Annotated in this window: 20 protein-coding genes, 1 tRNA gene and 2 pseudogenes; 15 read left to right on the forward strand and 8 right to left on the reverse strand. The window is 43.4% G+C overall.

All coding sequences use genetic code 11. From position 1 onward, the window contains the following. Positions 1-65: 65 nt before the first annotated feature. Positions 66-410, forward strand: a pseudogene (locus GVY04_13345) (transposase). Positions 411-752: 342 nt separating this feature from the next. Continuing rightward, positions 753-869: pseudogene (locus GVY04_13350) on the forward strand (IS1 family transposase). 287 nt (positions 870-1,156) lie between these two features. Here GVY04_13350 and GVY04_13355 read toward each other — a convergent pair. The 3 genes from GVY04_13355 to GVY04_13365 all read right to left on the reverse strand — a co-directional run bounded on the left by GVY04_13355 (position 1,157) and on the right by GVY04_13365 (position 5,692). Next, positions 1,157-2,680, reverse strand: a complete 1,524-nt coding sequence (locus GVY04_13355; GenBank protein NBD17081.1) for a calcium-binding protein — start codon at positions 2,678-2,680, stop codon at positions 1,157-1,159. A gap of 619 nt (positions 2,681-3,299) precedes the next feature. Next, positions 3,300-4,442: a DNA replication/repair protein RecF gene (gene recF / locus GVY04_13360; protein ID NBD17082.1), complete on the reverse strand. Its 1,143-nt coding sequence runs from the start codon at positions 4,440-4,442 to the stop codon at positions 3,300-3,302. Between the two features lie 68 nt (positions 4,443-4,510). After that, positions 4,511-5,692 (reverse strand): aldo/keto reductase, encoded by a 1,182-nt coding sequence (locus GVY04_13365; GenBank protein NBD17083.1) that lies wholly within the window; start codon positions 5,690-5,692, stop codon positions 4,511-4,513. Between the two features lie 108 nt (positions 5,693-5,800). Here GVY04_13365 and GVY04_13370 point away from each other — a divergent pair, with 108 nt between their 5' ends. Beyond that, on the forward strand, positions 5,801-10,450 hold the full coding sequence (locus GVY04_13370) for a response regulator (protein ID NBD17084.1): 4,650 nt from the start codon (positions 5,801-5,803) through the stop codon (positions 10,448-10,450). An 8-nt stretch (positions 10,451-10,458) separates the two neighbouring features. On the opposite strand, the gene GVY04_13375 is transcribed toward GVY04_13370, so the two are convergent. After that, a tRNA-Val gene (locus tag GVY04_13375) sits at positions 10,459-10,532 on the reverse strand. Positions 10,533-10,668: 136 nt separating this feature from the next. Here GVY04_13375 and GVY04_13380 point away from each other — a divergent pair. From GVY04_13380 to hppD, 6 genes are all read left to right on the forward strand, one after another. Continuing rightward, positions 10,669-11,175 carry a DNA recombination-mediator protein A gene (locus GVY04_13380; GenBank protein NBD17085.1) on the forward strand — a complete coding sequence of 169 codons (507 nt, stop codon included), beginning with the start codon at positions 10,669-10,671 and terminating at the stop codon, positions 11,173-11,175. 3 nt (positions 11,176-11,178) lie between these two features. Continuing rightward, on the forward strand, positions 11,179-11,595 hold the full coding sequence (locus tag GVY04_13385; GenBank protein NBD17086.1) for a hypothetical protein: 417 nt from the start codon (positions 11,179-11,181) through the stop codon (positions 11,593-11,595). Between the two features lie 35 nt (positions 11,596-11,630). Beyond that, positions 11,631-12,122: a YajQ family cyclic di-GMP-binding protein gene (locus GVY04_13390; protein NBD17087.1), complete on the forward strand. Its 492-nt coding sequence runs from the start codon at positions 11,631-11,633 to the stop codon at positions 12,120-12,122. 55 nt (positions 12,123-12,177) lie between these two features. Continuing rightward, entirely contained in the window at positions 12,178-12,390 is a 213-nt protein-coding gene (locus GVY04_13395) for a DUF2839 family protein (protein NBD17088.1), read from the forward strand. 379 nt (positions 12,391-12,769) lie between these two features. Beyond that, positions 12,770-13,480, forward strand: a complete 711-nt coding sequence (locus GVY04_13400; GenBank protein NBD17089.1) for an SDR family NAD(P)-dependent oxidoreductase — start codon at positions 12,770-12,772, stop codon at positions 13,478-13,480. A gap of 53 nt (positions 13,481-13,533) precedes the next feature. Further along, on the forward strand, positions 13,534-14,625 hold the full coding sequence (gene hppD, locus GVY04_13405) for a 4-hydroxyphenylpyruvate dioxygenase (GenBank protein ID NBD17090.1): 1,092 nt from the start codon (positions 13,534-13,536) through the stop codon (positions 14,623-14,625). Between the two features lie 78 nt (positions 14,626-14,703). Here the strand turns inward: hppD and GVY04_13410 are convergent, their stop codons facing one another. After that, a complete protein-coding gene (locus GVY04_13410; protein NBD17091.1) occupies positions 14,704-15,540 on the reverse strand; it encodes a Photosystem II manganese-stabilizing polypeptide in 837 nt (278 codons plus the stop codon). A gap of 352 nt (positions 15,541-15,892) precedes the next feature. Here GVY04_13410 and GVY04_13415 point away from each other — a divergent pair, with 352 nt between their 5' ends. Both GVY04_13415 and GVY04_13420 read left to right on the forward strand, forming a co-directional pair. After that, on the forward strand, positions 15,893-16,219 hold the full coding sequence (locus tag GVY04_13415; GenBank protein ID NBD17092.1) for a hypothetical protein: 327 nt from the start codon (positions 15,893-15,895) through the stop codon (positions 16,217-16,219). Between the two features lie 71 nt (positions 16,220-16,290). Continuing rightward, positions 16,291-17,736: a phosphoglucomutase/phosphomannomutase family protein gene (locus tag GVY04_13420; GenBank protein NBD17093.1), complete on the forward strand. Its 1,446-nt coding sequence runs from the start codon at positions 16,291-16,293 to the stop codon at positions 17,734-17,736. Between the two features lie 7 nt (positions 17,737-17,743). On the opposite strand, the gene GVY04_13425 is transcribed toward GVY04_13420, so the two are convergent. Beyond that, entirely contained in the window at positions 17,744-18,001 is a 258-nt protein-coding gene (locus tag GVY04_13425) for a hypothetical protein (GenBank protein NBD17094.1), read from the reverse strand. 200 nt (positions 18,002-18,201) lie between these two features. On the opposite strand from GVY04_13425, the gene GVY04_13430 reads away from it, so the two are divergent. The 4 genes from GVY04_13430 to GVY04_13445 all read left to right on the forward strand — a co-directional run bounded on the left by GVY04_13430 (position 18,202) and on the right by GVY04_13445 (position 21,855). Continuing rightward, on the forward strand, positions 18,202-19,713 hold the full coding sequence (locus tag GVY04_13430) for a M48 family metalloprotease (protein ID NBD17095.1): 1,512 nt from the start codon (positions 18,202-18,204) through the stop codon (positions 19,711-19,713). After that, entirely contained in the window at positions 19,694-20,584 is an 891-nt protein-coding gene (locus tag GVY04_13435; protein ID NBD17096.1) for an ABC transporter permease subunit, read from the forward strand. The genes GVY04_13430 and GVY04_13435 overlap by 20 nt, the downstream gene beginning before the upstream one ends. A 7-nt stretch (positions 20,585-20,591) precedes the next feature. After that, entirely contained in the window at positions 20,592-21,173 is a 582-nt protein-coding gene (gene rimM / locus GVY04_13440) for a ribosome maturation factor RimM (protein NBD17097.1), read from the forward strand. A 499-nt stretch (positions 21,174-21,672) separates the two neighbouring features. Then, a complete protein-coding gene (locus tag GVY04_13445; protein NBD17098.1) occupies positions 21,673-21,855 on the forward strand; it encodes a hypothetical protein in 183 nt (60 codons plus the stop codon). A 206-nt stretch (positions 21,856-22,061) separates the two neighbouring features. On the opposite strand, the gene GVY04_13450 is transcribed toward GVY04_13445, so the two are convergent. Continuing rightward, the gene (locus tag GVY04_13450; GenBank protein NBD17099.1) at positions 22,062-22,547 is read right to left on the reverse strand and encodes a DUF3368 domain-containing protein; all 486 of its coding nucleotides are present in this window, start codon (positions 22,545-22,547) and stop codon (positions 22,062-22,064) included. Further along, a complete protein-coding gene (locus GVY04_13455) occupies positions 22,547-22,783 on the reverse strand; it encodes a UPF0175 family protein (GenBank protein NBD17100.1) in 237 nt (78 codons plus the stop codon). The genes GVY04_13450 and GVY04_13455 overlap by 1 nt, the downstream gene beginning before the upstream one ends. Positions 22,784-22,940: the final 157 nt, after the last annotated feature.

Consider the following 22,940-nt stretch of genomic DNA (forward strand, 5'->3'; position numbering starts at 1 on the left):
CAGCTCAAGTGTATGCTGAGAAGTAAGTTGAGAAGTAAGTTGAGAGAATAGAGAGACCAGTATTCTTGAAAAGAACAAACTCAGAAAGAGCAGATGACATACCCTTAATTATCCATTGGCTCAAGCAGATGGAAATAGCATCAATAATTGATCAAGAGTTAGCCCCGCCTCATGGAAATCGAAAAGGGTTAAGTTATGGTCAACTAGCGGTGTTATTTCTCACTTATGTAGTCAGTCAATCAGACCATCGATTGTGTGCGGTAGAACCTTGGGTAGAAAAACATCGGCAAACCTTAGAAATCGCAACTGGATGGAACATTGGAGCTAAAGATGCCACCGACGACCGATTAGCTGATTTATTAAGTATCATCGGAGCATCAGAAGAAGAAAGACGAGACAGAATAGCACTTTCACTAACTTTCAAAAGACGTAAACAGCAACAGACCAAGAACTGGTCAAAACGGTACAGTCGCCGTGCGGGGGTAGAAGGAACAATTTCTCAGGGAGTGCGTGCTTTGGGTTTACGGAACTCTCGTTATGTCGGTTTGGATAAAGTGCATTGACAACACATCTTAACGGCCACGGCGATGAATGTGCTTCGTCTGTTCGCGTGGTTTGAGGGGGTGCCTTTAGCTCAAACTCGTGTTTCTTCCTTTGCTAAGTTGGCTCCAGATTAACTAGAGTTGGGAATGATTTCTCTTCAATTTGGCTTTTATTAAGTTCGTCAGCAGTATCAATTGCTACTCGATCCCCGACAACGGGTCGGTAGATTAGTGAGAAAGAGTCTTTCTTTTTTTAAAAAAATCCAGAATCATCTAGGAGCCATCTGGGATTTTGTCCATCACTACAATGCTAGCTTGCAATATTGATCATTACTATGCAAGACTACCTACATATTTTTCTCGATCAACACCTTTATTACACGACCACCTTTGTGAGGGTTGGGAGCTTACCCGAAACACTTAACGGGAAAAGTAAGAACTTAAGTCACGCCCAAATCCGTTTTTGGGGGAACCCAAACTTTAAGCTGGGCGTGACTTAGAGAACTTTGCGTGTTCTTCAGCAGTGTTTAGACAATCAAAGAGGCATGCAGAGAGTCACTTCCATCGATGCTTTAGAAATTCCAGACATTATCAATGTATGGATGTATGACAGCCTATGCCTGGACAACAAAGTTGTTAGCATCGAGTACGGGTGCGCCTTCAAGGGTGGCAAACTGGGCGCCCTTGCCCAACTCTGCTTCAGCACCGTTCGGGTTGTAATATAGGTGACCGGTATTCGCGCCGTAAACAATCAGAGCATCGCTCAGGGCGGCTTCTTCTGCGCTATCGACAACGGCGAACTCGCTGGCGGATAGCCCCCCACCAATTTCACTGGTCAACGCTGAAAAGACCGTGACATCCAGCACAATGCTGTCAGTGCTCTCAAAGTTTTGGATCACATTGGTATCAATATCCGCTGCATTGAAGGCAGCGCCGGTATCAAAGCCAAACGAATTGAGCCCATTACCGCCAATCAGAATGTCATTACCCGCCCCCCCAATCAGCAGGTCGGCACCATCGCCGCCGACAAGAATATCGTCACCGGCACCGCCGATGAGAATGTCGTCACCGGCACCCCCATCTGCAACAATCGATGTGGTCGTACCGCTCGCATTCAGAAAATCATTGCCGTCGCCACCTGAAAAGATAACGGATTCAACTCCGCTGCCAGTGATGTCACCTACTGTCAGGGAGTCATCACCGCCCTGGCCATTAATCTCAAACTGCTCAATCTCTTCGTTCGTCAGAGTAAACAGCCCCAGATTGAGCCGGTTAAAAATGGCCTGACCGTCAACTTGACGTAAGTCAAACTCATCGCCAGCAGCGTCGGCACCGTTCACCTGGGTGACATCAAAGCCTGCGCCACCGTCGATGAAGTCGCTGCCGTCGCCGTTGTTCCAGATGAAACGGTCGTCGCCAGCTTCCAGGTAGGCAGTATCATTGCCCCGTTGACCGACAACAACGTCATCACCACCGCCTGCAAAAAACGTATCTTCGGCGGAACCGCCCAGCAGCAAATCATTGTCTTCACCCCCGAAAGCCTCAATGGTGGTAGAGCTTTCTCGGGCGTCTAACACATCATTACCTTCGCCCCCCGAGAAGACAATTTTTTGAACTCCACTGCCGCCGAGATCGCCAACCGTCAGGGAGTCATCACCGCCCTGGCCATTAATCTCAAACTGTTCAATCTTTTTGTTAGTCAGGGTAAACTGCCCCAGATTGAGTCGATTAAAAATGGCCTGACCCTTAGCTTGACGCAAGTCAAACTCATCACCCGCACCTTTGGCACCGTTCACTTCAGTGATGTCAAAGCCTTTACCTCCATCAATGGAGTCACTGCCGTCGCCGTTGTTCCAGATAAAGCGGTCATCACCATTCCCTAAAAAGCCAACATCATCGCCGGTTTGACCAGTCACAATATCGTTGCCACTCCCAGCAAAAACGACATCGGTGCCAGCACCCCCTAAGACAGTATCGTCACCGCGCCCTGCGAAGAAAATGTCGTCTTTATCGCCGCCTTGGAGATTGTCATCTCCGTTGTTCCCAATCAAAATGTCACCGAGATCGTCGATTTTAGGGGCATCCTTAAAGAAGTTACCTACGATTTCGTTTACCAGAAGGGTTAGAAAGTTGTTCATTTTGGGATTTCCTCTAGTTTTTAAAGTACCAATAATACTTAAGCCCTGAATCGGGAATAAGTGGGGAAACGCCGAAGCAAATGCTACGAAAATGTCAACAGAAAGTGATTGCTGAAGAAGCCTTAACTTCCACTTTTGAGAAGAAAGCATCCAGGAGATGGAAATATTTTCAGGGAGAAATAATCGGGTGCAGTCAAAAGTAGTTGGTGATTCAGAGGGGTGATCGCTAGTTGCGTCAGGCTTCGCGGTATAGCCAAACTAAACCGTCTAGTTTGAATGGCGGGTAAGAGAATTTTTCTGGGGGTTTACTTGATACTTAAAAGTAGGATGCTAAACCAGATCTCAATTTGATTCAGCCCTTCGGGTTCAGCAGTTGCTCATGGCGCGATCGCGCTTAGAAAGGGTAGGTCTTGTATCAAAATACACTAAATATGCCAACCCATATTTTTGTGTTCTTGTCAATGCGTAAGTCCTATACTAAGTAGGTCGGCGTTATAATTTCATTCTTCCTTACAGATTGTAAACTTAACTCAATTCACACTCATGAGAGGCTTTTGGCTAGATTTACAAAACGTAATATGGTGCTATTTTAATGTGCCGATCTACTTAGTAGGATGAGTTAATGCTGTATTTCCCCTTTGTTGACGGTGAGAATTTGCGAAGATTTTACCCACTGTTGATCAAATGAACTGAGATGAGTGGTGGTAATTAAAGTTTGAAAGCGGTCTTCAATTGCTGCCAATAATTGATTTTGACGATCAAGGTCAAGTTCAGCCAAAACGTCATCCAGCAATAATAAAGGGGGTTCTCCGACAACGGTTTCAATTAACTCCAGTTCTGCTAATTTTAAAGCTAGAACGAGTGTACGTTGTTGTCCCTGTGAACCGTAGGATCGCGCTGGCGTTTCATTAATCCTAAATTCGACCTCATCGCGATGAGGTCCAACAACGGTTGTTCCTAAGTTGTGTTCTGCTGGTTGACGGAGTTTGATGCGATCTAAAATCGCTTGTTGCACGGGTTCCGGATTATCCTCGAAGCAAGTCACATTGGGAGCATAGTCAATTTCTAATTTTTCCGTTGCTTGACTAATCCGACTGTGCCACCGTTGCGCGATCGGAACCAGTCTTGCGATCGCCCTAGCCCGACGACGCATCACCCGCGACCCATTGGCTGCTAACTGCGCATCCCATAATGCCAACTGTTCCCAAGTAGACGTTGCCACAGAAGAAGGGGTTTCGTTGTCATAGAGTGACTTACGAATCGTTTTTAGCAGTGCGTTCCGCTGCCGTAATACTTTATTGTATTCTTGCAAGATATAAGCATAAATCGGTTCAATTTGCACTAACAAAGCATCTAACCAGTAGCGACGCTTTTCTGGAGAACCTCGTACTAAATCTAAGTCTAAACTCGAAAATTCAACGGCATTAAGTCTGCCTAAAAAATCAATTTGTCGTCGTAAAGCTTCATGATTAATTGCAACAGTACGTCGTCCTTTTTGACGTAAAGTTAAGGTTAATTGATTTTGACTGTAGCGCCCTTTGACTGATGCTTCTACTTGCCCTACAGTGGCATCTTGAAAGACTAAATCTTGATCTTTTGTCGTGCGATGGCTTTTTAATGTTGCTAACAATTCAACAGCCTCTAAAAGATTAGATTTTCCTTGAGCATTACTTCCCACTAAGATTGTTTTTTGCGCTTGGAATTGAACGGAACAATTCCAATAATTTCGGAAGCGGGTCAGATAGAGTTTCTCTAAATACATTGAATCATTATTTAGTCATTAGTCATTAGTGATTAGTCATTAGTCCCTTGTGAAATTATTTTTGATTGCTATTGTTGGGAGAGTCGTGTAACAGTTTCACCATTAAACCATTCATGAGCTTCGGCTAACAGGGCTGGAATTTTGTCAGCATGAGGACTATTTTTTAAACATGGCTTTAGATCTAATCTCTCTAAATTTTCTGCTTTTTTGCCAGGGAACCAATGCCCTGCTTTTCCTAATAAGTTATAGCGCATTTTGGCATAGTCGGTTAAATCATAAGCTAAGGCTAAATTTCTTAACCATAAAATGACTGGAATATTAATTTGATTCGGGGTATCTTCAAGACGAGGCAATCCAATTTTCCAGGTTTTATACCAGTGTTCTCCAAGTTGCGCGATCGCGCTCTTCTCTAGACGATCTAAAATTGGCGGTAAAATTTCATCAGCCTTTTCAATTAAGGGTAAAACCTTTAAATGCTCTTTAAAATCAGTCGGTTTTGCAGCTCCTAAGGATAAGGTATGCACTTGAGAATGACTCAAACAAAATAAGTCGTTAAACACCATTGGGCTTAGGGGGTGACACAAGTCTACTAACTTTTGGGGCGGTTGATAAAGCCGTCCCCCTTTATCCGAAGGACTAATAATAAAAACTCCCAGATCATAACGATTGGCTACTTCTATTGCTTGCCAATTGGTTGGGTTAATATAGTACCAATGGAGGTTGACATAATCAAATTGGTTCGCCTTAATTACTTTAATAATAAAATCAGTTGAGCCATGAGTAGAAAATCCAACAAAACGGACTTTTCCTTGATCTTGTAATTTTCTAACTTCTTCTAAACATCCTCCTGGACGGATCGTTTTTTCTAACAATTCTTCCGTATTAATACCGTGAATTCCTAGTAAATCAACATAATCTAAATTCAGAAACTGTAAAGACTGATGAAATTGGCGTCGAAACTCTTTTGGGTCATCTTTGGGAGCAATTTTTGTTTGGATAATGAGTTGTTTCCGGTCAAACTTCGGTAAAACTTGACCTAACTGCATTTCGGAACTGCCATATCCTCTAGCAGTTTCAATGTGGTTAATTCCGAAAGCGAATGCTTGTTCGATTGTTACTTCTAAATTCTGTTGATTGGCCTGAGGTATATCACTCAGTGGAATGTTTTGCGATCGATAGTGATAGCGCATTCCTCCACAAGAAAAAACAGGCATTTGTAAATTAGTGCGACCAAAACGACGATAAAGCATTTTTTTACATTGAACGAAAAATTGATATATTATAAAGCGTTATCTTCAGAAAGATAGCATGACGAGATTAGCGAGTCACCTCTAAAAAATAGTCTGTAATTAACGAATATGAACTTATCGATTCGAGCAAGCATCATTCTATTTTTTCTAACCGTTAGCGCGATCGCTGGCAACTATTTTAACTTCCCTTTATTTTTTGGGGTTGACCTTTTATTTGGGAGTATTTTTGTCCTAGTTGTTGTCAAACTCTATGGTATGGGCTGGGGAACCTTAGTGGGGTTACTTGCAGGAAGTTATACCCTTTTTTTGTGGCATCATCCCTACGCTATACTGACGTTCACCTTGGAAGCATTAATTGTCGGTTGGTTGCTACATCAGCGCAACTTAAAAGATTTAGCCTTAGCCGATGCCATCTACTGGTTAGTGATTGGAATTCCTTTAATTTGGGTCTCCTATACCTATGGGTTGGGTCTGGAGGAGTTACAAAGTACGTTAATTATCTTGAAGCAACCGATCAATGGACTGATTAACGCAATTATTGCTAATTTTTTAACGAATTATCTGCCTTGGGAAAAATGGTTGCAGCATCACAAAAGTTCTAATCTTTCCTTATCTTTAGAACAAACCCTCGCTAATTTCTTAATCGCTTTCATTTTTGTTCCGGTTATTTTTTTGATGATTTGGCAAGGGAACTTTAATCTGCAACAAGTGGAAAATCGGATTCAATCTTATCTGACGATTATTGCTAATAATACGATAAATGAGATGGAATTACGGCGTCGCCCTTATGAACAAGCTTTAGAAATGCTTGCCCAATCAGCATTGCCATCTCCTGTATTAGAGCCTTTTTTTTTACAACAAAAAATTGAATTTTTGCAAGCGACATTTCCTGATTTTTCAACAATTGATGTTGCTGATCAGCAAGGCAATATTGTTGCTAGTTCAGATAATGAACGAATCAACACAAACATTGTGCAAAAAAAAATTTTTCAAGAAACTCGCGATCAGCTGACCAAACAATTTACTGTCGTCTATGCTGGTAAATATGATAATACCCCTCATATCCGAATTAGTGTACCCATTATTGCTAATCGTGAATTTCAAGGGATTGTATATGGGGCTTTTGATTGGAACAAATTAACCACTCTCCTCAAGCAAAATCAGCAGTCTGCGTTATTGAATTTTACTGGCAAAGAACTGCCTGCTGTATTTCAGCTCACCCTGGTTGATCGAGAAAATCATATTTTAGCGACGACTCGTCAAGACTTACAACTGATGGAAACATTTCAATTGCAAGGCATGACACGGAATGTAGGTGATACTGTAAAACTGAAGATGCCATCTGATCTTTCTTATCCTTCAGCAATGGAACAATGGCGCCAGTCGAACTATAGTTTGACCACAAAAGATAGCAATCAAGAGGCGATCGCGAATGCCCTCAATCCATTCGGTTTAAAGTTAATTGTTCAACTCCCAGCAGCCCCCTTTGTCGATGAGCTGCAACGCATTTATGTTAACTATTTAGCACTGATGTTAGGGGTCACCCTTTGCGGGTTAGGACTAGCGTTTTTAATCAGTCGTCGGCTGGTAAAACCGCTGCAAAGACTAGCATTAGTAACAACTGATTTACCGAATAAAGTATCGGATAATATCAATATTAATTGGCAGCGATCGCGCATTACTGAAATTGATGATTTAATTGATAATTTTCAAAATATGGCTGTGGTGCTCTCGCACAAATTCCAAGAACTCGCCTATACCAAACTCACTTTAGAAGAACGAGTCAAAGAACGGACAGAAGAACTGAGCCAATCTCAAATTATCGTGGAGAACTCCACCGATGCCATTATGATCAAAGACTGCAAGGGCATCTATCAATTTGTGAACCAGATGGCTGTTCGTTATCTCGGCTATGAAAAAGCAGCAATCATTGGTCGAACTGACCGAGACTTGTTTGGCTCAGAGGTGGCAGAACAATTTCAAGCTCAAATTACAACCGTCCTCAAACAGCAAACCATTGTAACTTCTAAAGAAACCATTGCCACGGCTGAGGGAGAACGGATTTTTCACATGAGTCATATTCCTTACTATGATGAAAGTGACCAATTAGTCAGTATTATTTGCATCTGTAAAGATATCACCGAGCGTGAACAGAGTAATCAACAACTTAAAGAACAGAGTGAAGCCCTAGCCGCCGGACTAAAAGAGCAAATCATCTTGTCAGAAATTGCTCTGAGACTGAACTTACTAGAGAATTTTGAACAAAAGATGCAATCGGTCTTGAAAAAAATCGGTGAGCACTTACAGGTTAGTCGGGTCTATATCTTTGAAGATGAACCGGGCGGGCTCGTCACCCATAATACGTTTGAATGGTGCAACACTGGCATTACTCCTCAAAAAGACCATCTCCAACACCTTTGCTACGCTGAGGTGATGCCCTCCTGGAAACGTCTCTTAAAGCAATACGGTCGCGTCTATTCCGAAAATATTGAACACGTTCCCCCTGATCTCGTTGCACTTCTTAAACCCCAAGAGATTAAATCCATTGTTGTTTACCCCTTGTACGTACAAGGCGAATTTTTTGGTTTTGTTGGCTTTGATGAATGTCTGTATTTTAGACAATGGAACCCCTCCGAATTAGAGATGTTGCGGACGCTTTCCACGCTAGTCGCCAATGCTTACCAACGGCGCTTTATGGAACAATCTCTCCTTGAGGAACGAGATAAAGCGAATCGAGCCAATCAAGCTAAAAGTCAATTTCTAGCGAACATGAGTCACGAAATTCGCACGCCGATGAATGCAATTATTGGTATGACTGGCTTATTACTGGATACCCCTTTAAATCAAGAGCAACAGGAATTTACCGAAATTATTCGTAACAGTGGCAATACCTTACTTACTCTCATTAATGATATTCTTGATTTCTCAAAAATTGAATCGAAAAAGTTAACCCTCGAACCCACTTATTTTTCGTTACGCCATTGTGTAGAAGGGGCGTTAGACTTGGTTGCGCAAAAAGCCCTAGAAAAAAATTTAGAACTCGCTTATTTCCTAGATCCGAAAATTCCTCGAAAAATTCTGGCAGATGAAGCCCGCTTACGGCAAATTTTAGTGAACTTACTCAGTAATGCCGTGAAATTTACGGATGAGGGAGAAGTTCTTCTGCAAGTCAAGGGGTTAGATCTTCCAGAGTCGGGATCCGATTCGGATTCTCTCCAGCTGCTATTTACCGTTCAAGATACAGGGGTGGGAATTCCAGCCGATAAAATGAATCGTCTGTTCCAACCCTTTTCACAGGTTGATTCCTCCTATACACGGCAAATGACAGGCAGTGGACTTGGTTTAGTGATTTCTCGCCGTCTGTGTGAATTGATGGGCGGGCAAATGTGGGTCATGAGTAATGGCAACGTTGCTGGATCAACACCTAGCCATTGGCACCCTCAGGCGAAGCCTTTCCAACTCCCTATTCAATCTGATTTTTCTAAGGGTTCAACCTTCTACTTCACCATTGCGTCTCAGCCATTGACAACACTAACCCTTTCTGAAAATTCTCGACCCTTAGCCCACAAACAGGTATTAGTGGTTGATGATAATCCAACCCATCGCCAAATTTTAAATTTACAACTGCAGAGTTGGGGCATTTACTCAGAAGCAGTCGCTTCTGGGGCAGCTGCTTTAAATCTTTTGTCCCCAAATCATCGTTTTGATTTAGCCATTGTCGATCTGGAAATGCCAGAGATGGATGGTTTGACTCTGGCTCAAAAAATTGGTCAATTGCCTCACCAGAAAAACCTACCTTTATTAGCTTTAACTTCTCTGGGCAAGGGTGGTTCTCAAATTAGAAATACGATGGGGGCTAGTTGTATTGGGTGGTTAAATAAACCTGTAAAGCAGTCGCAATTGTATAACGTTCTGGTTAATCATTTTCTTCATCATGCCCAACCGCTTTCTCCTCTCGAGTCTCTTGCCGTCGATCGCGATGATCAACTTGCTAATTACTGTCCTCTAAAAATTTTACTTGCGGAAGATAATGCTGTGAATCAGAAGGTTGCTTTGCAGATGTTGCAAAGTCTCGGTTATCACGCTGATGTCGTAGCAAACGGTTTAGAGGCGTTAGAAGCCCTGCGTCAGCACACCTACGATGTCATCTTAATGGATATACAGATGCCCGCATTAGATGGTATTTCTGCAACACGGACGATCCGAGAAGAGCGTGGCAACGCTGATTCTCCTTGGATTATTGCCATGACAGCTAATGTGGTCGAAGAGGCGAAACAGACGGGCTGGGGGGCAGGTATGAATGAATATCTAACCAAACCTGTAAAGATAGAGCAGTTAATTGCCGTTTTGCAACAAGCTTATGAGCAAAGCAAGACGGCTCAATTATCAGCCCATGAGCGACCTCTAGCTACTGCCCTGATTGATAAACAAATATTGCACCATTTGGAAAAAATTATGGTTTATGGGGAAAGAATGTTGGAGTTAATTGATAGTTTTTTGGAAGAGGGGCAAGATTCAATCAGCGCGATCGCGCAAGCCTACCAAAACCAGGATCTCGAACAATTGCAACGGCAAGCTCATACCCTCAAAGGCACTAGCCTCAATCTCGGACTGCCCAGACTCTCTGATGTCTGTCGAAAACTAGATCTTTGCAGTAAAGCCAAGCAACTCCCGCCAAAATCACTAATGGAAGAGCTCCAAAACACTTATCGCTCAACGGTTGCTGCACTGGTTGAACTCCGGAATCAGTATCTTTAGCTTGCCAGTGGACGTAACTGGACTCGAACCAGTGACCTCTACGATGTCAACGTAGCGCTCTAACCAACTGAGCTATACGTCCGAATGCCATGTCAGTATAACACTTGTTTTAGATTTCTGCCAAGCCCAAATAAAATTAAGAAAAAAGCAAACTCAGCGCGATCGCGGATAGAGTCTGGTAGAATGACAAAAGTCAATCTAGGCAAGTGTAAGCGTCTTTGACTCAATCGACTACTGAACCCATCCAACTTGATACCCTAACCCAAGAACTGGCAGCGATCCAACAAACTGGTTCTAAACGAATTGCTATTCTTGGTTCTCGTCATGTTCCCATTACGCATCAACAACTCATTGAAATGATGAGTTATGCGCTGGTTTTAGGCGGTAACCGCCTGGTGACCTCGGGAGCGACGGGAACGAATTCTGCTGTCATTAAAGGCGCCATGCGTGCCGATCCCAACCTCTTGACGGTCATTCTGCCCCAAAGTCTGCAACAGCAGCCGAAAGAATCCCAAGTTCAACTCGGCCAGGTCATTCATTTAGTGGAAAACCCTGAACAAGATGAACTTTCTCTTGGGGAAGCCAGTGCGTTATGTAACCGGGAAATTATCTCTCGCTGTCAGCAACTGATCTGTTTCGCTTTTCATGACAGCCATACTCTGCTCAAAACCTGTGAAGAAGCAGAAGAAGACCGTAAATTAGTCACTTTATTTTATTTTGATTAAGTCATGGCAACTTCAACTCAGGCTGTACTCCTCTACTCTTTGGCAGGAGGGGCAATTCTTATTTATTTGCCCTTTTTTGCCGTGGGTTGGGGACGGTTACAAGTCGGCTACGACTATCAGGCGCCTCGCGCTATGTTCGATAAACTGCCGCCTTATGCCCAACGAGCAACGTGGGCGCACCAAAATGCCTTTGAATCCTTTATCTTTTATGCCCCAGCAGCCATAATGGCTTATGTCACTGCCGTTGATTCGCCAGTGGCGTTTTGGGCAGCGATTGCTTATTTAGTGGGGCGTTCTTTTTATCCAATTTTTTATATTGCCAATATCGCCCCGGCGCGATCATTCATGTTTGCCTTAGGCTCGCTCAGTAGCCTCATTTTATATGGACTGAGTATTTTAGAAATTAACGCTGCAATTTAATTTCTTAATTGTTGAACTCACCCTTACTTTAAGCTATGGCTTCCAATTACACCTTTGATATTGTTAGCGACTTCGATCATCAAGAAATGCTGAATGCCGTTGATCAAACCCGACGGGAAATTGAAAATCGGTATGACCTTAAAGATACTCAAACCAGTCTTGAACTGACTGAAGATGCAATTACGGTGAATACGGATAGCGAGTTCACTCTCAATACCGTTCACGATATTCTTCGTAATAAAGCGGCGAAACGGAAGCTTTCCCAAAAAATCTTTGAGTATGGCACGGTTGAATCCGCGAGTGGCAATCGTGTCCGTCAAATCATTACTTTAAAACGAGGAATCGATAAAGAACTGGCGAAAGAAATTACTAAAAAAATCAAAAACGAATTTAAAAAAGTCCAGCCTTCAATTCAAGGCGATAGTGTTCGCGTTTCTAGTAAATCCAAAGATGATTTACAAGAAGTTATTCAATCCCTGAAAGAAACTGACTACCCGGTACCACTGCAAATTACCAACTACCGTTAATCCCTTACACTGCGATAAAATTGAATCGTATCCACCACGAAACGGGAGTCTAGTCATGGGCGAAGCGAAACGTCGAAAAGATGCGTTAGGAGACAAATACGGTCAAGAGAAAAAGCTAATTCCTTGGTTAGGAATTAGTAAAAAAGATGGAGAACGCTTTGTGAAATTGACAACGCGTGGGGCGTGGATTGGAATTGGATTTTTGGTGGTCTATTGGATTACAATTCGACTCGTTGGTCCAGCATTTGGCTGGTGGGAACTGAACTAGTAGCTGGCTAAGCTGCTGCAAAGAGTCTCCACGAAAGGGGGCTCAGCTTATAGCAGCCCATAACCAAACGCGGGCTAATTACCGTTGAGCCGGGAGAAGACCACCGAACGCGCGTACATTCCCCTTAGCGCAGAGGGAAAGTGATTATAGCCTTGCAATTTTTTTACAAATAATAGAAAGCAATCTTATCCTGATTTTTGTTGGGAGGGGTCGTCGCGATCGCGCAATTGGTCATCCTTGGCATAGTGATACTGCATTTCAATCCTATATTGCTGCCTGACCAAAGACCCAATCCGCAAACTAATCTATCTTGAGTTACTGGCAATTGCTCTGAACTCTCTGGTTAAGATAGATGAAGATGTAAAGAAATGTAACAAATATGGAAGGCAAAGTTATTGTTATCGTTGGCGCCACGGGTGGTATTGGTTCAACCCTGACCCATTATCTCTCAGAAACAGGGGCCAATCTAGTTTTAGCCGCAAAAGAGAGTGCCAAGTTATCCGCATTAGTGTCTCAGCTCTCCGTGGCGGAACGGGTTTTGAGTGTTCCGACTGACATCACAGCTCCCGAACAAGTAAAAACCCTAATGGAAAAAACGATCGCGCAGTTTGGTCAAATTGATGTGCTGGTGAATGCAGCTGGTGCTGGCATTCTCAAACCCCACCAAAAAATTGAACCCAGTGATCTCGATACGATGCTGGATTTGAACTTGAAAGGCAGTTTCTACACCTCTCAAGCCGCAGCCGAGGTGATGCGCAAGCAAAAATCGGGACAAATTTGTAATGTAATTGGTATTTTAGGCAAACACCCCATGGCAATGGGAAGTGCCTACTGTGCCTCTAAATTTGGCGCTGTGGGCTTTAGTAAATGTCTTGCCGAAGAACTGAAGCGTTATGGGGTCAAAATGACGTTATTCTACTTTGGTGGCGTCAATACTCCCTTTTGGGATCAAGCGGGTTTAAAAGTTGATCGCGAAAAAATGTTAAGTGCGGATACGGCTGCTCAAGCGATTTTATTTGCGTTGCAAGCAGAACCGAATGCAGTTCCCACGGAAATAAACATCCAACCTGATAATCATTTATTTTTCTAAGAAAACCTGTATCCTATCCGGAGGGAGATTAAAATAACTGAGGCTTCACATCAATGAAGATTGATCAGATTCACTTTTATGTGAACAATGCTTCGCAGTGGCGCAATTGGTTTATTTCTCACATGGGGTTTGAAACCATTGCGTCAGGAGAGAGCGACGCTAATACACTGCTGGAAGTGGTCAAAAGTGGGGAAGCAGAATTCCTACTGTACTCGGCAAAAAATGGCAAGAGCCCGGTTGCAGATCACCTCAGAGATCACCCTCCGGGAGTCGCTGCAGTTACCTTTGAACTCTCCCAACTGGAGCAACATCTCCCTCAGTTGCTTCACTCCGAGGTGAGGTTGCTGCAACCCCTACAAACGCTCAAAACAGACGGGGGTTGCCTGAAATGGTGTCAAATTTTAGGCATCACCGGGCTCATTCATACCTTAGTGGAGCGTCAAGGGACAACGCCATTAGTCCCGTCTCTGCCACAATGGGTGCAAAAATCGCCGGTGACGCCAACACAGGGTCAATATTTTACAGGCATTGATCATCTGGTCTTGAATGTTGCCCAAGGCGCATTAAACTCAACCGTGCAATGGTATGAACGGACCTTTGGTTGGCAACGCAAACAATCTTTTTCGATCGCGACATCTTACTCCGGTTTACACTCACAAGTGTTGGTATCACCGGGTGGAGAGGTGCAGTTTCCCATTAATGAACCCAGTTCTGACAACTCCCAAATTCAAGAATTCCTAGATTTTAATCGGGGCGCAGGCATTCAGCATATTGCGCTGAGTACCCCGAATGTAACGGACGTGACCTTGAAGCTCAAAGCGCTAGGGGTATCATTTTTAAGAGTGCCTGAAACTTACTATATTCAACTGCAGGAACGATTTCACAACCTGCCTTTTTCTGAGACTGAATGGGCAAGGATTCAAAAGGCGCAAGTCTTGGTTGATTGTGAAGCGCAGGGAATGGATTCATCAACCGTAAACCCACGAATGCCCTTACTTTTACAAATTTTTACCCAGCCGATTTTTGACAAACCGACATTCTTTTTTGAATTAATTGAACGGCGCGATCGCGCCCAAGGGTTTGGTGAAGGGAATTTCCGCGCTCTTTTTGCAGCGATTGAGCGGGAACAACACAAGAGAGGGTGACCCAGTGACGGCGCATGAATTGAGGGAAAAGGGTAAAGGAGTGAAAACTTCCCTTGCTCCTTTCCCCTTATATCTCAACTAGCTAGTTGCTTCTTCAACCCGTCCGTAGAAGATGCCACGAACTTTTACATCTTCAGGTTCTTGTGCCCCTAAATCAGTATCTGAGGGCTGCTCACTTTCAAACGTTCCAGCAATTTCACCGGTGACTTGGTCCACTTTTTCAATTTGTAAAGAGATGTGTCCTTTTCCTTCTGTGTAACGCTTCACATTGGCTTTTGTTAACTCTTCATCATCCGCTTGGGCGGGCAGCGCGATCGCGTTGTCATAACCACTGGCAACACCGCGCCCTTTCGGATCTAAGAATAAAGCACCGCGATAGGAAGGAACATTAAAGTCACCCTCAAAGTCAGTGGAGGTATTGATATTTTCTAGACCGGCGACTGTCTGAGCCGTCAACCCTTTCACGGTAAACAAGAAGGGAATCTGCTCACCGCCAGGAAGTTGCACAGTAATCGGCTGAAAGTCAATGCCATCAATTTCTTGGAACAAAAACTGTCCATCTTCGGTAAATTTCAAGTTGGCTACAATTTGATCCAAACTTGAGGTGGAACGAGTGAGTAACTTACCGGGAACAAATTCTGCTTCGCGACGTTTATTTTCCGGCTCTTCCTTCACATAAAATTCCGTCGGTTGCAGACACATATCTTTGATTTTGTAACTGGTGTCAGGACTAACGTCAATGGTACCCCGTCGGCTAGAGGCAAGACGAGGACATTTATTCGCTAATCCAGTTCCTAAAACCTGATCATAAGTGAGTTGGCTTTTATCAATGTATTCACTCGGTTCTTCTGAACAAGCGGTCAATAACCCGATACACAGCGCCAGGACAGTAGCAATGATTGAACGATATCTCATAATTTGTCTTGATTCCTTTATTGAAAAACTCTCCGCTACAGCAAATGTAAAAGTTGCGCCCAATTGGCAATTTCAAGGTAAAGACAAAGGATGACGCTTTATCTTTATTTTTCTTATCTTTTTACGGTCAAAGCTTCATCTCGATCAGATGATGGTAAGTTTGAAGTAACACGAGGGCGCATTGGTTTCGTGTTCGTTGCCGCTGAGATAAGAGGAGTTTCGCCAAAATCTTACGATAATCAAAAAACTGATTGAACATCCAATTAGGCATTGTACACTGACAAGTTGCTTTTCCTACCAAGGAAAGTATTGAAGACCCCTTTAATATTAAGTTTTGTAACTTTATTACCCGATGGATGACAAGGCAAATCAAAAGTTAACAGAGGAAGCAGAGCGCATAGAAGCGTTAATTTGGGAAACGGCGCAAGAGTATCAGGGAGACTGCTTAGCTTTGTTAAAGTTGTTGCGTATCTTAGAACAATTGCATTGGCAGATTCGGGAAAAATTATTCCATCCTGCCCTTCCCGATACCCGTAATGAATTGTATAAATTACTTCGTGATATTGAAGAAAAAGGAGGTTGGCCCTACATTGAACGCATGAAGCTGCGATCGCTGCTGATTCATTTAGAACTCAGTGAGGAAGATTCCTTATCCGATCCTGCTTCAAGAGAAGATTAATCATGGTAGGATGTTTGTGATCTTTAAATTAAAAAATTTGGCATTCCCCTGATTTGGAATTTTAAAAGTCTATGCCGTTTACCCCTGCTCCCATTCAATTTGGTACTGACGGCTGGCGCGGTGTCATTGCAGCTGATTTTACCTTTCCCCGAGTGCAACAGCTAGCTCCCATCGCAGCACAAGTGCTAGCAGAATCCTACAGTCATCTGGCGCAAAATCGCCTCATTATTGTGGGCTATGATCGTCGTTTTCTAGCCGAAAAGTTTGCCCAAGTGGCAGCAGAAGCCGTCCAAGCAGCAGGCTTTAATGTCTATCTTGCTAATACTTATGCCCCAACCCCAGCTTTGAGTTGGGCAGTGAAAGCTCAATCGGCACTGGGGGCGCTCGTGTTAACCGCGAGTCATAATCCGGCTGAATATTTGGGGTTAAAGGTAAAAGGGGCGTTTGGTGGCTCAGTAACGCGAGAACTCACGGCAAAAATTGAATCTCGTTTCTCCTCATCAGAAATCATTACTGCCGATCAACCGGGGCAATTAGAAACCTTTAACCCCTGGGAAAGCTATACACAGGTTTTAGCCGCAAAAGTTAATATTGAACGGATTCAACGCGCCATTGCCCAGGGTAAACTGGGGATTTTTGTTGATGTGATGCACGGCGCAGCAGCGGGAGGAATCTCGCACTTTTTGGGTGAAGGTGTCATAGAAATTAATGCTGAGCGCGATCCCTTATTTGGCGGTAATCCACCAGAACCGCTTCCTCAATATATTCCCAACTTGTTCCGAGCCATTAATCAAGCCAAACAGCAGGATCAATACCCACTACGGATGGGATTAGTGTTTGACGGCGATAGTGATCGCGTGGCGGCGGTTGATGGGGAAGGGAACTTTTTAAGTTCGCAAGTCTTGATTCCGATTTTAATTCAGCATCTTGTCCAAAATCATGGATTTAGTGGAGAAATCGTCAAAACAGTGAGCGGTTCAGATTTAATTCCGCTGGTTGCACAGCACTATCAGCAACCCCTCTATGAGACGGCAATTGGGTATAAATATATTGCGGAGCGAATGTTAGAAACGCAAGTCCTGTTGGGAGGAGAAGAATCGGGAGGAATTGGCTATGGAACTCATATTCCTGAACGAGATGCACTGCTATCGGCTCTTTACGCGATCGAAGCGGTTGTTGTTGCCGATCAAGATTTAGGCACCCTCTATCAAGAACTGCAAGCAAAAGTTGGCTTCCACTCCGCTTATAATCGGGTCGATTTGCCCTTAGCCAACGAAGAAGCCAAGCAACGGGTGCAAAATATTCTTGCCACTCAACCGCCAGCAGCAATTGCCCAACGAGCGGTAAAAAGTTGTCAAACCATTGACGGGTATAAATTCCGCCTTGAAGACAATAGTTGGTTATTAGTCCGCTTTAGCGGGACAGAACCCCTGCTCAGACTCTATTGCGAAGCACAAGATGAGCCAACTGTTCGTACCATCTTAAACTGGGCCAAACAATGGGCGAGTCAGCTCTAAAGGAAAATTAGGATAGGCTTTCCTCCATTTGGAGTTCTTCCGAGGGAATAAATGATTCCCAAGGTAAAAGAATGGGTCGATCATGAAAGATCAGTTGTCCGCGATGGGTTTCCCGATCAATCGCCACCCCACTAGTTTGTTCGGCTTTTTCGGGGTAAACTTCGTAGCATTTTTGATAAATATGTCGTGCTGCACTCAGCAGATAAGGGTCAATTAAGGACGCGAAGTTATCTGTTTCAGGAATAGAATCAACTTGTTGCACCATCATAGAATTTAATTGAACTAGATCATCAATGAGCTTAACCGAGTTTTGATTTAAACGCTAGGTCTAGTTTAGACTTTTTATTTCTTTACTTTACCTTATCGTCTCATTTAAATGAGAGTTAGCGATTGAAGCGGGCTGCGATCGCGCAATTTTCTCATTAAGATAAAAGAAGCCAGATTATTTTTGAGGGTTCCCTGACCATGAAATGCCCTTGGAATGCTCTATTACTCAGTTTTAGTCTCATCTTTGTCCCCGCCACTGCTGTCGGTGAATCAACGCCAGAGGAACCGACGGTTACGGTTGAGGAAAGCCAAGAAGAAAAATTGAATGACCTCCTACCGGATCTGACAAAAGAAGAATTGGCTTATCTGGCGACCTTACGCAAAGCCGATCAACTTTATCAAGCCGGACAAAAAGAGCGCGCGATCGCGCTTTACCAGCAAGCTAAACCCACTTTTGCTCAAGAAACCACCAACGCTTCCCAAGACCCTTACACTGATCTTGCAGCCCTTCCTCCTGATGGGAAAGTGTATTGGCGTTATGGGCAAGCCGAATTTAATCCCAAACTCGAAAGCAAAACCCTTGCCCCCTTAGAGCTGTTAGTAGAAAAACATCCTGGCTTTATTCCCGGTCATGTGCGCTATGCTGAAGCCTTAATCCATTTTGAACAAACCGAAGCCGCGATTACCCATCTTGAACGTGCGGTTTCTCGTTATCCCCAACAACTGGCGTTAGTGGAAGCCTTGCTTCCCCTTTATCAAGAAATGGAACAATGGTTAGACGCCTCTCTAACGGCGCGTCAGTTTGCGTTACTCAATGCGGAACATTCCCAAGCCGATGATTACAGTAGCCTGGCGGATCAACATTTAGAAAGTTATGAAAAGAAATTAAGAGCCAGCTTACGAGAAAATGCGTTTGCAAGCGTTATTACCGGTGCTCTCAGCTATGCTTTAACCGGGAGTTTATTGGGTCCCTTCTCCGCGATTGAGTCCACAGCGTTGCTTTTACAAGGAGAATCCGGGGTCGGAGATCGCCTGTCTGATCGCTTAGAAGAGCAACTTCCTTTGCTGGAAGATGAAGCAGTGGAGGAATATGTTACTGAGATTGGTATGAGTTTAACGCAATATGCAGGACGGGATAGCTTCGACTACGAATTCCACGTTGTCTTGGACGAAAACTTAAATGCCTTTGCCCTTCCCGGTGGGAAAATTTTTATCAATGCGGGGGCAATTTTAAAGACGAAATCGGAAGCCGAATTAGCCGGATTAATTGCCCATGAAATCTCTCATGCTGTCCTTTCTCATGGTTTCCAGTTAGTCACGGAAGGGAATCTATTAGCCAATGTCAGTCAGTTTATTCCTTATGGTGGGACAGCTGCCAGTTTAGTGGTTCTGAATTATAGTCGGGAAATGGAGCGACAAGCCGACGAATTAGGAACCCAACTCTTAGCTAGTAGCGAGTATGCCGCTGATGGCGTTTATAACTTAATGGAAACCTTAGTGGAACAAAGTAAAGACCAACCCCCCGTCTGGCTATCCACTCACCCCAACACAGAAGAAAGGGTGAACAATATTAAAAGGCAAATTCTGGAAAATGGTTATGATCGGTATCGCTACGAAGGGGTCAGTCGTCATCAACAGATACAAAAAAAAGTGGCTCAACTCCTAGCAGAACAGCAAGCGCAAGAAGGTGATGAAAATTCAGAAGATTAACCCTGTTATTCAGTGGGACCAAGAAACCATTACTGCCTGGTTATTTTTAGCGCCCGCTCTAATTTTACTTGCAATTTTCGTTTTTTATCCGATTAGTTACTTATTCTATTTGAGCTTTACCAGTGGGAGTTTTACAAGCGAAGGGATACAATGGATTGGCTTACGTAACTATCTTCGTTTATTGGTCAATCCTGATTTTTGGCAGGTGATTGGCAATACGATTTACTTTACAGTGGCAACAGTAATTCCAAGTTTAATTTTACCTTTAATCATTGCCGTATTACTCAATCAATCCGTTGCCTTACGGGGGCTACTGCGAACCGCTTATTTTATTCCTTCTATTACTTCTTTAGTCGCGGTAGGTTTGGGGTTTCGTTGGTTATTTCAAAATCAAGGACCCGTGAATGAACTATTCATTACACTCGGCTTTGATCCCATTCCTTGGCTTAATAGCACTGTCTGGGCAATGCCAGTTTTAATTATTCTGAGTACCTGGCAACAACTGGGGTTTAATATGGTTGTATTTTTAGCGGGGTTACAAGCAATTCCTCAGCTACGCTACGAAGCAGCCGAATTAGATGGGGCAGATGGGTTGGCAAAGTTTTGGTATGTGACAATACCCGGTTTACGTCCAACGTTAATTTTTACGACTATTACAACGGTCATTTTTACCCTACGCAGTTTTGAGCAAGTTTATGTGGTCACTGGGGGGGGGCCCCTCAACTCGACCAATCTTTTGGTTTATTATATTTATCAAGAAGCCTTTGCCCGGTTTGATTTTGGCTATGCAGCAGCAGCAGCCACTGTTTTATTAATGGTTACGTTAGTGTTAGTTTATTTCCAGCTTCGCAGTTGGGAGGACGAGAATTAATCATTCAATGATGGAAGTCGAAGATTTAATTGAAATTGGGACAATTGTCTCACCGCACGGAATTAAAGGAGAGGTAAAGGTTTATACCGATTCTGATTTTCCGGAACGATTTGAGAAACCAGGAAAACGTTTGCTTAAACGTCCCAATGAAAAAGAATTCGATTGGATAACGCTAAAGCGGGGGTATTATTTGCCTGGGAAAAAACTTTATGTGGTGAGCTTTGAAGAAATTACAGATCGCAATCAAGCCGAAGCATTACGGCAGAGTAAGCTATTTGTTGAAAAGCGCGATCGTCCTCAATTAGAAGCAAATGAATATCATGTCGATGACTTAATTAATTTAGCCGTTATTAATCAAGAAACGGGCGAGCAAATTGGTCAAGTTGTTGATATTTATCCAGCCGGCAATGATTTGTTAGTGGTGGAATTAGAGCCGACATTTCTTGAAGCGAATTTTCCTCAACAATCCAAACAAAAAAATAAGGTTTTAATTCCTTTTGTTACTGATATCGTCCCGATTGTTGCCCTTTCTCAAGGAAAGTTAGAAGTGAGACTTCTTCCAGGTTTATTGGACTTATATCACTTTTAAATTGTTTAATGTTTTTGAGGTAAATCAAAAAACTTTGAGCGAAATAAGGTAGGAAGTGACTGATTAATGATAACGTTGCTGTTCAGCGGCTGCAAACCAAACCTTGCTACCCCACGAGCAAGAACCAGCAGTCCGTTGCAACAGCGTTGTTATGTAGCTGAACGGCTTAGCAGCAACATTATAAAGTAACTGCATCACCTAAATTTCCAAGTTTAATCACTGCCTTTTTACCAAAGAAATACTCCCCGGAACCAGTTAGAACATATGGAGTGATTTGAAGGCATTCCCCCTTGGGTATTTCCAGCTTTTGGAATTCTTGAAAAGCTCTGACTACTCTTTGACTACCGACAAAACCCGGAACACTAGGAGAAATACTTCGCCTCTGATAATTAATGGATGCTTCTCTCATACGAGAGTAGCTCAACAAAAATACACCTGTTGATCTAGCTGGTATAGTACCAGGTACACCCACACATTCAAGAGTTCCTATTGCACTTTCCTGAGAGATTATCTTTCACATTTAGCAATAGATAAAAATGCGGCTGCATCAACACAAAATGTTGCTAGAAACGCAATCTTGTTTTTATACAAAGAAGTTTTACAAATCGAATTGCCTTTTATTGACGGAATCAGGCCAGCAAAACGTCCTCAATCAAAGACTTCCTGTCGTTTTTACTCGTGAAGAAATACGTATTTTTTGAGCAAGAGTGGTGTTCATCATTTAATAGCGCATTTTCCCCAAAAATCCAAACAAAAAAATAATACCGTTTATCAAAAGTCACTGGAAACTTGGCCCCAGTTTGTAGGGAGGTTCAATTAAGGATCTCTCTAGCCACTTTTGAGAATTGGTATAAGGTTGGGTTGCTGGGGCTTACAGATTGCCTAGCTTTACTCTCCCACTTCTTGCAGCGCTCGATCATAGAGAGTTTGGCTCACTCGAAAGCCCGCTTGATTGATTAAACGATCAAGAATTGGTTTGAGAACTGGGATAAGCTCCTGCTGTTTAGCATAAATGAGAATTCCCAGGAGACCTCTAAGTTTCAGTCCATAACTTGCTGCAACGCTTCTACCCAGACGTTCGTCAATCAGCAGCCGATTAGCACTGAGTTCCACTGCCAGTGCAATCGCTTCAGCTTCACCGGGATCAAGCGCTTGGTTGAGTATATCCAGAAGTTGGAGATTGGTCGGTGCTTGGATCTCCAGCCAACCAGCTTCAAGCAAAGAAATCATCGTGGTTACGAGAATTGGTAAGCGAGTGAGTTCTGAATGCACAGAGGGGGGAATGAGGATTTTGGGATAAATTTGCTGCAATAGAGCAATCTCACCGATGATAATAAGATTGCTAATCGGTGAGGTGTTGCTCACAATGATCATTACCAACTTTCCTCTTGCAGACTTTTGAGATCTTGGTCTAAGTCTTCAATATCATAGTGAACACAAATGCCACGACTGGCGATTAATCGCTGAAACTCAATCTGATGCAAACCAGCAAGTTGGCTGGCAGTACCGAGGGTAATGCGTTCTTGCTGAAACAGTGCGATCGCCAGTTCGGTGCGGAGGTCTTCCTCACTAATTTGTAGTGCATCGGGAAGGTTGATCGTGATTTGCATGGGTCAGACTCCGTGGTTGGGTTTTTCGCTGAGTTGGTCGATGTAAGTGATGAGGGCTTTAGCAATTAAGCTTTTTTCGTAGACGGCTTTGGTAAATTCAACAAGGGTTGCTTTGGCAGCTTGGAGGTGGCGATCGCGCTTTTCGGTTCTGCGATCA

The sequence above is a fragment of the Cyanobacteria bacterium GSL.Bin1 genome (assembly GCA_009909085.1).
Classification (GTDB): domain Bacteria; phylum Cyanobacteriota; class Cyanobacteriia; order Cyanobacteriales; family Rubidibacteraceae; genus Halothece.

Excerpts from the sequence above, each read along its gene's own strand:
- GVY04_13395 (NBD17088.1), top strand. The coding sequence starts at position 12,178 with ATGGGCGAAGCGAAACGTCGAAAAGATGCGTTAGGAGACAAATACGGT.
- GVY04_13370 (NBD17084.1), top strand. The coding sequence starts at position 5,801 with ATGAACTTATCGATTCGAGCAAGCATCATTCTATTTTTTCTAACCGTT.
- GVY04_13450 (NBD17099.1), bottom strand. The coding sequence starts at position 22,547 with ATGATCATTGTGAGCAACACCTCACCGATTAGCAATCTTATTATCATC.
- GVY04_13410 (NBD17091.1), bottom strand. The coding sequence starts at position 15,540 with ATGAGATATCGTTCAATCATTGCTACTGTCCTGGCGCTGTGTATCGGG.
- GVY04_13385 (NBD17086.1), top strand. The coding sequence starts at position 11,179 with ATGGCAACTTCAACTCAGGCTGTACTCCTCTACTCTTTGGCAGGAGGG.
- GVY04_13415 (NBD17092.1), top strand. The coding sequence starts at position 15,893 with ATGGATGACAAGGCAAATCAAAAGTTAACAGAGGAAGCAGAGCGCATA.
- GVY04_13430 (NBD17095.1), top strand. The coding sequence starts at position 18,202 with ATGAAATGCCCTTGGAATGCTCTATTACTCAGTTTTAGTCTCATCTTT.
- GVY04_13425 (NBD17094.1), bottom strand. The coding sequence starts at position 18,001 with ATGGTGCAACAAGTTGATTCTATTCCTGAAACAGATAACTTCGCGTCC.
- GVY04_13435 (NBD17096.1), top strand. The coding sequence starts at position 19,694 with ATGAAAATTCAGAAGATTAACCCTGTTATTCAGTGGGACCAAGAAACC.
- GVY04_13420 (NBD17093.1), top strand. The coding sequence starts at position 16,291 with ATGCCGTTTACCCCTGCTCCCATTCAATTTGGTACTGACGGCTGGCGC.
- recF (NBD17082.1), bottom strand. The coding sequence starts at position 4,442 with ATGTATTTAGAGAAACTCTATCTGACCCGCTTCCGAAATTATTGGAAT.
- GVY04_13455 (NBD17100.1), bottom strand. The coding sequence starts at position 22,783 with ATGCAAATCACGATCAACCTTCCCGATGCACTACAAATTAGTGAGGAA.
- rimM (NBD17097.1), top strand. The coding sequence starts at position 20,592 with ATGATGGAAGTCGAAGATTTAATTGAAATTGGGACAATTGTCTCACCG.
- hppD (NBD17090.1), top strand. The coding sequence starts at position 13,534 with ATGAAGATTGATCAGATTCACTTTTATGTGAACAATGCTTCGCAGTGG.
- GVY04_13390 (NBD17087.1), top strand. The coding sequence starts at position 11,631 with ATGGCTTCCAATTACACCTTTGATATTGTTAGCGACTTCGATCATCAA.
- GVY04_13355 (NBD17081.1), bottom strand. The coding sequence starts at position 2,680 with ATGAACAACTTTCTAACCCTTCTGGTAAACGAAATCGTAGGTAACTTC.
- GVY04_13400 (NBD17089.1), top strand. The coding sequence starts at position 12,770 with ATGGAAGGCAAAGTTATTGTTATCGTTGGCGCCACGGGTGGTATTGGT.
- GVY04_13365 (NBD17083.1), bottom strand. The coding sequence starts at position 5,692 with ATGCTTTATCGTCGTTTTGGTCGCACTAATTTACAAATGCCTGTTTTT.